Genomic DNA, 10,138 nt, shown 5'->3' on the forward strand with positions numbered 1-10,138 from the left:
GGAGTACCGGCGCGTCACCGACGAGCGCATTGACACGCTGTCCAAGACGGTCGCCGACCTCGAAGTGCAGTTGACCGATCAGAAACGCCGCTTCTGGGCGGCCATCGGCTACATCCGACGGTTGGCCGCCGCGCTGTCGGACATCGCACCCGGCCACCCCCATCCCGAAGTGCCCGAGGAGCTGCGCGAATACCTGTAGATCCACGTCCGAATTCTGGCCCCCGGCTCTCGACTTCACCGTCGAGAGCCGGGGGCCTTTTCGTCGTTCCTAGCCCAGGATTTTGCTGATCGCATCGGCCGCGGCTTTGCCCGACGCCCGATCGACGTGGCTGTACGTGTTGGCGGTCGTGGTGATGTCCTCGTGCCCGAGATGGCGGGATACGACGACCAGCGGCACCCCGGCGCCGATCATCCAAGAGGCGCAGGTGTGGCGCAGATCGTGGATGCGCGGAGTCTTCGGCGCGAGGGCCTTGCGGGCTTCGCTCCATGCCTCGTTGAAGAAGTTCTGCTGACGTACCGGTGACCCGGCACCGTTGACGAACATGTACTCGCCGCCGTCGGCCGCACGGCGCCGCGCCACGTCGACCGCAGGCGCGGGCAGGTTGATGGTGCGCACCGACCGCCGCGTCTTCGGCGGACCGACCTCCCACCCTTGTTCGGACCGTTTCCACGCGCGGGCGATCCGGCAGGTGCCGGCATCGAGGTCGACGTCGGTGGCGCGCAGCGCGGTCGCCTCCCCGAACCGCATACCGGTCGACACCAGCCACATCGCGAGGTCGGCCCACAGTTCGCGCCCGATGGCGGCGTGCACCTGGTCGAACTCGTCGCGCGACAGCATCACCATCTCTCGGCGCTCGGTGCGTTTGATGCGCTGCCCCTCGCAGGGATTTCGGTCGATGAGCCCGCCCCGTACCGCCGCCTTCAGCGCGCCGGACAGGAATGCGTGCTTGTTCTGCACCGTCTTGCCCGCGGCCTTGCTGACTTCGAGGTCGAGGAGCCACTTCTTGACGGTGGTCTCGGTGATCGCCGGTAGTGGCAGGGGGCGCAGCGCGGCGAGGTCGTGGGCTGCGTAGCGGCGGTACTGCTTGCGGGTGCCGTCGCCGATCCCGGCCAGGGTGTCGACGTACTGGTCGACCCATTCGCCGAGGGTCTGTTCGTCGGAGGTGTCGGTGATGTCGAGGATGGCGAGCGCTTCAGTTGACCCGTAGGCGTCGATGTTGCTGCGGAACCCTTCGGCGGAGGTGATGTCTTCGAAGGTGAGGGAGCGTTGGCGGCCGCCGTCGCGCCACAGGACGCGGTGGGTGACGCTGCCGTCCTTGTGCTTGCGCGACTGGATGGACGCCATCAGATGCCGCCTGACGGGCACGCAGATCGGGTGCCTACCTGCGCGAAACGCGGAACTGTGTTGCCGTGAGGTGTTGCCACAGCCCTACTATCGCACATTTACAGCTCTGACCTGCATGTTTTGGAGCCGATGACGGGAATCGAACCCGCACTCTCAGCTTGGGAAGCTGATGTTCTACCACTAAACTACATCGGCCTGTGAGGCCTTGGCCTCGCGCGAATCACACCCTATCAAAGCAGTGGTCGGCGGTGTTCACCGCGCGTCGCACCGAGGGCTGCTGCACTAACCGCGCGGCACGGCGCACCGATCCGATAGCCTTTGCAACCGTGCTGCTCTCCGACCGCGATATCCGCGCCCAGCTCGACTCCGGTCGGCTGCAGATCGAGCCGTTCGAACCCGGCCTCGTCCAGCCGTCGAGCGTGGACGTGCGCCTCGACGGCCTGTTCCGTGTCTTCAACAACACGCGCTACACCCACATCGATCCGGCGCAGCGCCAAGACGACCTGACGACGCTGGTGGAGCGCGCCGACGGCGAGCCGTTCGTGCTGCACCCCGGCGAGTTCGTCCTCGGCTCCACCCTTGAGGTCTGCACCTTGCCCGACGACTTGGCCGGGCGACTCGAGGGTAAGTCGTCGTTGGGACGGCTGGGCCTGCTGACGCATTCGACCGCTGGCTTCATCGATCCAGGGTTCTCCGGACACATCACTCTGGAGCTTTCCAACGTCGCCAATCTGCCGATCACCCTGTGGCCGGGTATGAAGATCGGGCAGCTGTGCCTGATCAAGCTGTCCAGCCCGGCCGAGCACCCGTACGGCAGCGCCGCGGTCGGCTCGAAGTACCAGGGCCAGCGCGGCCCGACCCCGTCGAAGGCGTACCTGAACTTCATCAAGTCGTAGCGCCGCGGTCAGCGTCGCGTCACCGGCGGGCCGTGCGACCCCGGTAGCCATGAAGTCATGAAAATGACAGTGATCGGCTGCGGATACCTCGGGGCGACCCACGCCGCCTGCATGGCCGAGCTCGGCCACGACGTGCTGGGCGTCGATGTCGACGCCGCCAAGACCGCCGCCCTGGCTGCGGGCGAAACCCCCTTCTTCGAACCGGGTCTCGACGACGTGCTGCGGCGCAACATCGCCGCGGGCCGGCTGCGCTTCACCACCGACACCGCCGAGGCGGCACGACTCGCACGCGTCCACTTCCTCTGCGTCGGGACGCCGCAGCAACCGACGTCGGGGGCGGCCGACCTCACCGCGCTGCGCACCGCGGTCCGGGCATTGGTCGGGCACTTGCGCGGGCACCACTTGGTCGTCGGAAAGTCGACGGTTCCGGTCGGCACGTGCGCCGAGCTCGACGACGAGATCGCCGCGCTGACCCGCGACGCCGACGTCGAACTCGCCTGGAACCCGGAGTTCCTGCGCGAGGGGTTCGCCGTCGACGACACGCTGCATCCGGACCGCATCGTCGTCGGCACCCGACAGTGCCCCGGCAGCGATGCCGCGGAGACGCTTGCCGAGGTCTACCGCGTGATCCTTGATGAGCCGACGCCATACCTGACGATGGATCGGGCGACCGCCGAACTGGTCAAGGTGTCGGCCAACGCCTTCTTGGCTACGAAGATCTCGTTCATCAATGCGATCAGCGAGATGTGCGAGGCCACCGGAGCCGACGTCACGGCGCTGGCCGATGCGATCGGTCACGATCCGCGCATCGGGCGCCGGTTCCTCAACGCCGGACTCGGATTTGGCGGGGGTTGCCTACCCAAGGACATCCGCGCCTTCGCCGCGCGCGCCGACGACTTGGGGGTCGGGTCCGTGCTGGGCCTGCTGCGCGAGGTCGATGAGATCAACATGCGCCGCCGCGATGCCCTAGTAGCCCTTGTCGAGCGGGCCTGCGACGGATCGGTGCTGGGCCGCAATATCGCGGTGCTCGGTGCGGCGTTCAAACCGGAGAGCGACGACGTGCGCGACTCCCCAGCGCTCGCGGTCGCCGCCCGACTGTCATTGAGCGGGGCGCGCGTTTCAGTGTTCGACCCCAAGGCGATGCACAACGCGGCACGCGCGTTCCCGACTCTGCGCTACGCCGAGTCGGCGGCCGCCGCCGCGCGCGGCGCCGAGGTCGTCATCGTCGCCACCGAATGGGCCGAGTTCGTCCACATGCCGCCGGTCGAATTGTCGGATCTGGTCGCACGGCGGCTCATCGTCGACGCCCGGCGCTGCCTGGACGGCACAGCCTGGGCTGATGCCGGCTGGGACTACCGCGTACTGGGCTCGCAATCGGTCCCCGGACCGTACATCCGCACAGGTGCGGCGTTCGGTCGGGATAAAACGGATGCCACCGCACAAAATCGAGCCGGTATTGCTAGCTTGCTTGCATGACATCGAGCGAACCGCGCATTCTTCTCACATCGGCCCGCATGCCCTTCGCGGTGGACGAGGTCCGAAAGCTCGGCCTCGACATGGGGCACTACCTCGTGGCGACCGACACGTTCAAGGAGTCGCCCGGCTTGCACTCCAAGGGCGTCTCCAAGCGGGTGATCACGGCGCCGCCGACCCAGGAGCCCGACGCCTTCGTCGACGATGTCATCAAGATCATCGACGACGAGGAGATCAGCATTGTCCTCCCGGCCTTCGAGGAGGTCTTCTACCTCGCGGCCAACCGCGCGAAGATCCAGGAGGGCCGCGACGTCACGCTCTTCTTCCCCGAGCTCGACGCGCTACTCGAGGTGAACGACAAGACCGTCTTCGCCGCGTTGTGCAAGCGGTTGGACCTGCCGGTCGCCGAGACCATTGTGTGCACCACGGCCGAGGAGTTCGTGGCCGCGACGCAGAAGTGGGACAACTGGTTCGCGCGCGCGGCGTTCGGGCGCGGTGGCCTGGACATCATCACCAACACCGGCCCGCTGGCGGGGGAGACCGCCGTCGAAGACATCAAGCCGACGACCGAGGACCCGTGGCTGGTCCAGGAGTTCCTCGATGGCACTGACCGCTGCAGCTGGAGCGTCGTCCACGAGGGCGAGGTCGTACTCCACTCCTGCTACGAGCACCCGCTCTCGATTGACGACCGCGGCGGCATCGTCTTCCAGTCCGTCGACACCGACGCGTCGCTGGCGGCCGTCCAGAAGATCGCCAAGGAGCTGAACTGGACGGGCCAGATCAGCATGGACTACCTGGTCACCGAGGACGGCACCCATTACATGGTCGAGTGCAACCCGCGTCCGACCGCCGGCTGCACCATCGCCACCGCCGAGGAGTTCGACAAAGCACTGTTCGACCCGGACGGCCTGGTCGTCGTCGAGCCGGGCCGCAAGCGGTCGATCCGGGTCGCGGTGGTCCGCGATGCCCTCAAGCATCCGAGAAAGCTGCGGGAGGACCACGCGATCGCCAAGGGCTCGTCGCCGGTCTACGCGCAGCCCAACGACATCATGCCGCTGGTCTACTCGGCACTGAGCCTGCGCCACGTGCTGGCCTACCGCCGCGTGGCCGGCAAGGAGCGCAGCAAGGAGCAACTCGTAGCCGCGCAGTTCTTCGACATCCTCTACGACGGCTCGCCGCTGAAATAGGCTCTGCGCCACACGTTTTCGCGGGTGTGGTGGTCGCCACACGGGAGCCCAGATCGCTGCGTTGACGTGCTATTTTTGCCCGGTGCAGACGATGTCCGGGCCACACGTGCGGCTCACGCCCGCCTCCGATCCGGAGGTGAACTTTGCCCTCGCGGCCCATTTGATCGCCGACGGACGCGTGCCCATGCCCGAGTCCGCGCAGGCACACGAGGAGCTCCTCGACCTGATGGTCACGGCTCGCCAGCGGTTGATCACGTCGTCGTCGGTGTTCTTGATGGGCGAGGACCACATTGCGCTGTTCCTCGTGACCCGCGAGGATCTCGCCGCGGTGGCGCCGCACCTCACCCGCACCATCGATCAGGCTGCCTCCAAGCACCGCAAGCCGCGTGCCGAGCGCCCGTCCGTTCGGCACACCTCCGACCGCACCGGTGCCTGGGCGGTGCCGCCGTCGCAGTTCCCCGTCGACGTTGTGGCGTCGCAGGAGTTCGCCGTGCACACCGCCGCCGCGACCGACGCTGCCGACGGGTTTCCCGACGAGCAGCGCACCGTCGTGATCCCGACCGTGGCCGCCGCGCGACGGACCACGCACTTCGGGGTGTCTGGTCGGACCCGGTTGCTCGGAGCGGCTGCGGTCGGGTTGATCGGAGTGGGCCTGGGGACGTTCTTCGTCGTCTCGCCCGGTCCGAACCACGAACCGCAGCAGGCCTCGGTGCCGTTGACGGTGCCTGATACCGGGAGTCAGGACCTGGCGCTCGACGCGATTGGACGCCACGAAATCGCCAAGCCGGCGAAGAAGGCGCAGGCGCAGGAGTCGGCGGCACCGCGTCGTGCCCATCACGTCCGCCCGCGCCCGCGGGGGCGTTGGATGCGCAATCCGATCCCAGGCTTGCCACCCATCCGGCTGCCGTAGCCGTAGCCGCACCACAACCCGGGTCCGGTCCGCACGCCCATCCTCCAGGATTTCCGTGAGACGATGGGGGAGGACACCATCGACGGACTCGAGGAACTCCTCGGTCGCTACGCCGAGCCCGAGGACATCGCCGATGTCGTCCTGTTCCTCGCCTCCGATGCTGCGGTCGATCAACGGTGAGTGCATCACCGTTGACGGCGGCACCGGCGGCGCCGTTCTATCGGGTTGCGTGCCCGTCCCGGAGTTCTGAGATGACTACTCACGAAGCGGCACCGACCCGCGCACTGTCGGAAACCGTCAACAGTCTGCGCCAGGTGTTCGCCAGCGGCGCGACCAAGCCCATCGCCTGGCGCCTGGCGCAGGTGGAGGCCGTCGAACGCCTGGTGGTCGAGCGCGAAGCCGACATCGCCGAGGCGATCGGGAAGGACCTCGGACGCAACGCCTTCGACTCCTGGTTCGGCGAGATCGTCGGGCTCAAAGGTGAGATCGCCGAGATCCGCAAGAACCTGCGCAAATGGATGAAGCCCAAGAAGCACAGTGTCCCGCTGACCCAGCAGCCGGCCTCGGCGTGGGTGCAGTACGAGCCGCTGGGCGTCGCCCTGATCATCGGCCCGTGGAACTACCCGGTGCTGCTGACCCTCTCGCCGTTGGTCGCCGCACTCGCCGCCGGCAACTGCGTGGTCGTCAAGCCGTCGGAGCTCGCCCCGGCGACGTCGACGCTGCTGACCCGCCTGATTCCCGAGTACCTCGATCCCAAGGCGGTCACGGTCGTCGAGGGCGACGGGGAGGTCACCCAAGAGTTGCTCTCGCTGGGCTTCGATCATGCGTTCTTTACCGGCGGTACCGAGATCGGCCGCAAGATCATGGCCGGTGCGGCGGCGACGCTGACCCCGGTCACCCTCGAGCTGGGCGGCAAGAGTCCGGTCATCATCGCGGCCGACGCGGATCTCGACGTCGCGGCCCGCCGCATCGCCTGGGTCAAGCTGTTGAACTCCGGCCAGACGTGCATCGCGCCCGACTACATCCTGGTGGAGCGTTCGGTCAAAGACGCCCTGGTAGCGAAGATCGCCGCGTCGCTGCGCGATTTGAACGAGGGGCAGCCACCGGAGAAGCGCATCGTGAACGAGCGCCAGTTCCAACGGCTGGTCGCCAACCTGGGGGCCAGCAAGGGAACCGTCGCCGCCGGCGGCGGCACCGACAACGCGGCCTTCGCTATCGAACCGACCGTGGTGGTCGACCCGGATGTCGACGAGCCGCTGATGCGCGAGGAGATCTTCGGACCGATCCTCCCGATCTTGGCCGTGGACTCGGTGGACCAGGCGATCGCCCACGTCAAGGCCGGTGACAAACCGCTGGGCCTGTATGTCTTCAGCAATTCGAAGGAGACCGCTCAGAAAGTCGTCGACGCCATCCCGGCCGGCGGCGCGGTGATCAACCACATCGCCATGCACTTCCTCATCCCCTCGCTGCCGTTCGGCGGCGTGGGGGCCAGTGGAATCGGCGCCTACCACGGTGAGTACGGCTTCCAGACGTTCAGTCACCGCAAGGCCGTGCTGCGCAAGCCGGCCAAGCCCGATCTGTCGTTCATGTATCCGCCGTACACGGACAAGACGCAGAAACTGATGCGCAAGCTGTTCTGAGGCTGTTGACCGCGCACTGTCGAGGCGCGCACCGCAGAGACGCGTATTGCAAGAACTGACAATCGAAGGAGAAGCATGCCCGGAGTGGACGGGACGGTCATCATCGTCACCGGTGCGGGCGGCGGCCTGGGGCGCGAGTACGCCCTGACGCTGGCTGCCGAGCGTGCGGGTCGTCGTCAACGACCTCGGCGGGACCAACTGACGTGACCGAGCACCTCGACCTCGCGCAGCACGTCCGCCCCGGCGACACCGTCGTGTGGGGCCAGGCGTGCGCCGAGCCGCGCGCCCTCACGCGGCTCCTCGTCGATCAGGCGGACACGATCGGGGCGCTGAGGTGTTTCGTCGGCATTCCCGCGGACTCCAACCTGAGCGCGCAGACCGTCGGCGGGCTCGACGTCGTCTCCTATTGCGGCTCGGGCACCAATGCACGCCTGCATGCTGACGGCCGCCTGCGGATCCTTCCGGTCAACTACTCCACCCTGCCCGCCCTGCTGTGCGGGGGAGCGCTGCGCGCCGACGTGGTGCTGGTGCAGGTCTCGCCGGCCGACACCGACGGCTTCCACCGGTTGGGCGTGGCCGACGACTACTTCGCCGACGCCATCGATACGGCCCGGGTCGTCCTGGCCGAGATCAATCCGAACGTGCCGGTCACCAACGGCTCGCGGCGGTTGGCGCGTGAATCGTTCGCTGCCGTCGTGCACAGCGACGCGCCGCTGGCTGAAATGCCCACCCCGGCATTCGACGACCGATCGCGGGCGGTGGCCCGCAACGTCGCCGGGCTCGTCGAGGACGGCGCGACTCTCCAGTTCGGGATCGGCGCCATCCCGGAGGCGGTGCTCGCGGCACTGGGGGACCACCGTGATCTCGGCATCCATTCGGGGCTCATCAACGACACGGCCATCGACCTGATCGAACGGGGCGTGGTGAACGGTAGCCGCAAGAGCCGCGATCAGGGCCTCGCCGTCACCGGACTGCTGGTGGGCACGGCCCGCCTGTTCGGCTGGGTCGACCGCAATCCGGCGGTGCGGCTCACCGGCACCCGCTACACCCACGACGCCGACGTGCTGGCGTCGTCCTACCGGCTGGCCGCCATCAACTCCGCGATCGAGGTCGACCTGACCGGCCAGGTGAACGCCGAGGCGATCGGCGGGCGTTACGTCGGCGCGGTCGGCGGCGCCGGTGACTTCCTTCGCGGTGCGGCCCGGTCGCCCGGCGGTGTCCCGATCGTCGCGCTGCCGTCTGTGGCGCGGGACTCCTCGCGGATCGTCGCACGATTGGGTGGTCCGGTTTCCACGCCGCGCTCAGAGCAGCTCGTCGTCGTCACCGAGTACGGCGTGGCGGACCTGCGTGGACTGACCCTGCCCGAGCGGGTCGAGGCGATGATCGCCATCGCCCACCCCGACCATCGTCGGGCCCTTGACGACGCAGCAGCATCGGTCCTGGAATCAGTGTGAGAAGCATCAGCATGATAAGAAGCATCAGCATGAGGAGAAGCGTGTGAGACGTGCCGCGATTGTCGCCCCCCTGCGAACGGCGGTCGGGAAGTTCGGTGGCGCCCTGCGCCCGGTGTCGGCCGCCGACCTGGCCGCGACCGTGCTCAAGGAGGTGGTCGCCCGTACCGGTATCGACCCCGGCCGCATCGAGGACGTGTCCTTCGCCCAGTCCTACGCGAACTCCGAGGCGCCGTGCATCGGCCGGTGGGCGGCGCTTCATGCGGGCCTGCCGATCGAGGTGCCGGGTCTGCAGATCGACCGGCGCTGCGGCGGCGGACTGCAAGCGGTCATCACCGCGGCGATGACCGTGCAGACCGGGGCGGCCGACGTGGTCGTGGCCGGCGGCGTCGAATCGATGAGCAACATCGAGCTGTATACGACGACGGCGCGCTGGGGATCACGCTCGGGCAACCAGGTCCTCTACGATCGTCTCGACCGCGGGCGCGAACGCTCCCAACCGTCATGGCGGTTCGGTGAGATCAGCGGGATGATCGAGACCGCCGAGAACCTGGCGTCGGATTTCTCGATCTCGCGCGAGGCGGCCGACGCATATGCGGTGCGCAGCCAGCAGCGGGCGGGAGCGGCGTGGGCCGGTGGACTCTTCGACGACGAGATCGTGCCTGTCGAGATCCCCCAGCGCAAGGGTGATCCGGTGGTCTTCGACCGCGACGAGGGCGTGCGCGCGGACACCACGCTCGAATCGCTCGCCGCGCTGCGCCCGATCATGCCGGGCGGCACGGTGACCGCGGGCAACGCCGCGCAGCAGAACGATGCGGCGGCGGCCTGCCTCGTCGTCGCCGAGGACCGGCTCGACGAACTGGGCCTGGAGCCGATCGCCTTCTTCGACAGTTGGGCGGCCGTCGGGTGCGAGCCGTCCCGCATGGGGATCGGCCCGGTCGGTGCGGCCCACAAGGTGCTGGAGCGGGCTGGAATCGGCTTCGACGATCTCGATCTGATCGAGGTCAACGAGGCCTTCGCCGTGCAGGTGCTCGCGGTCCTGCAGGGGTGGGGGCTTACCCTCGCCGACGTCGAGGACCGGCTGAACGTGAACGGTTCGGGCATCTCACTGGGGCATCCGATCGGCGCCACCGGCGGGCGGATCCTCGCGACGATGCTGCACGAGCTGCGCCGCCGCAGCGGCGGGTGGGCGTTGGAGACCATGTGCATCGGCGGCGGGCAGGGCCTGGCCGCCGT

General features: G+C 68.1%; 9 protein-coding genes, 1 tRNA gene and 2 pseudogenes. 10 read left to right on the forward strand and 2 right to left on the reverse strand.

Annotated elements, in window-relative coordinates:
• The coding region (locus B4L26_RS16550; RefSeq protein ID WP_290720564.1) for a hypothetical protein at positions 1-199 on the forward strand (199 nt) is incomplete at its 5' end.
• 69 nt (positions 200-268) lie between these two features.
• Here the strand turns inward: B4L26_RS16550 and B4L26_RS16555 are convergent.
• On the reverse strand, positions 269-1,345 hold the full coding sequence (locus B4L26_RS16555; protein ID WP_290720567.1) for a tyrosine-type recombinase/integrase: 1,077 nt from the start codon (positions 1,343-1,345) through the stop codon (positions 269-271).
• 121 nt (positions 1,346-1,466) lie between these two features.
• Positions 1,467-1,540 (reverse strand) — tRNA-Gly (locus B4L26_RS16560).
• A gap of 131 nt (positions 1,541-1,671) precedes the next feature.
• Here B4L26_RS16560 and dcd point away from each other — a divergent pair.
• From dcd to B4L26_RS16605, 9 genes and pseudogenes are all read left to right on the forward strand, one after another.
• Positions 1,672-2,241 (forward strand): dCTP deaminase, encoded by a 570-nt coding sequence (dcd, locus tag B4L26_RS16565; protein ID WP_290720569.1) that lies wholly within the window; start codon positions 1,672-1,674, stop codon positions 2,239-2,241.
• A 57-nt stretch (positions 2,242-2,298) separates the two neighbouring features.
• A complete protein-coding gene (locus tag B4L26_RS16570) occupies positions 2,299-3,717 on the forward strand; it encodes a UDP-glucose dehydrogenase family protein (protein ID WP_290720572.1) in 1,419 nt (472 codons plus the stop codon).
• On the forward strand, positions 3,714-4,901 hold the full coding sequence (locus B4L26_RS16575) for an ATP-grasp domain-containing protein (protein ID WP_290720574.1): 1,188 nt from the start codon (positions 3,714-3,716) through the stop codon (positions 4,899-4,901). Before B4L26_RS16570 ends, B4L26_RS16575 begins: the two co-directional genes overlap by 4 nt.
• An 82-nt stretch (positions 4,902-4,983) precedes the next feature.
• Positions 4,984-5,811, forward strand: coding sequence for a hypothetical protein (locus B4L26_RS16580; RefSeq protein WP_290720576.1), 828 nt, complete (start codon positions 4,984-4,986; stop codon positions 5,809-5,811).
• A gap of 18 nt (positions 5,812-5,829) precedes the next feature.
• Positions 5,830-6,061, forward strand: a pseudogene (locus B4L26_RS16585) (SDR family oxidoreductase); the annotation flags it as partial.
• 1 nt (position 6,062) lies between these two features.
• Complete coding sequence (locus tag B4L26_RS16590) at positions 6,063-7,451, forward strand: aldehyde dehydrogenase family protein (protein WP_290720579.1); 1,389 nt, start codon at positions 6,063-6,065, stop codon at positions 7,449-7,451.
• A 75-nt stretch (positions 7,452-7,526) separates the two neighbouring features.
• Positions 7,527-7,644, forward strand: a pseudogene (locus B4L26_RS16595) (serine/threonine protein kinase); the annotation flags it as partial.
• A 10-nt stretch (positions 7,645-7,654) separates the two neighbouring features.
• Entirely contained in the window at positions 7,655-8,905 is a 1,251-nt protein-coding gene (locus tag B4L26_RS16600; RefSeq protein ID WP_290720581.1) for an acetyl-CoA hydrolase/transferase family protein, read from the forward strand.
• Between the two features lie 43 nt (positions 8,906-8,948).
• Positions 8,949-10,138, forward strand: a 1,190-nt coding sequence (locus B4L26_RS16605; RefSeq protein ID WP_290720584.1) for an acetyl-CoA C-acetyltransferase, incomplete at its 3' end; no start/stop codon positions are given.

This window comes from Gordonia sp. UBA7599 (genome assembly GCA_002477755.1).
Classification (GTDB): domain Bacteria; phylum Actinomycetota; class Actinomycetes; order Mycobacteriales; family Mycobacteriaceae; genus Gordonia.

Excerpts from the sequence above, each read along its gene's own strand:
- B4L26_RS16590 (WP_290720579.1), top strand. The coding sequence starts at position 6,063 with ATGACTACTCACGAAGCGGCACCGACCCGCGCACTGTCGGAAACCGTC.
- B4L26_RS16555 (WP_290720567.1), bottom strand. The coding sequence starts at position 1,345 with ATGGCGTCCATCCAGTCGCGCAAGCACAAGGACGGCAGCGTCACCCAC.
- B4L26_RS16575 (WP_290720574.1), top strand. The coding sequence starts at position 3,714 with ATGACATCGAGCGAACCGCGCATTCTTCTCACATCGGCCCGCATGCCC.
- B4L26_RS16570 (WP_290720572.1), top strand. The coding sequence starts at position 2,299 with ATGAAAATGACAGTGATCGGCTGCGGATACCTCGGGGCGACCCACGCC.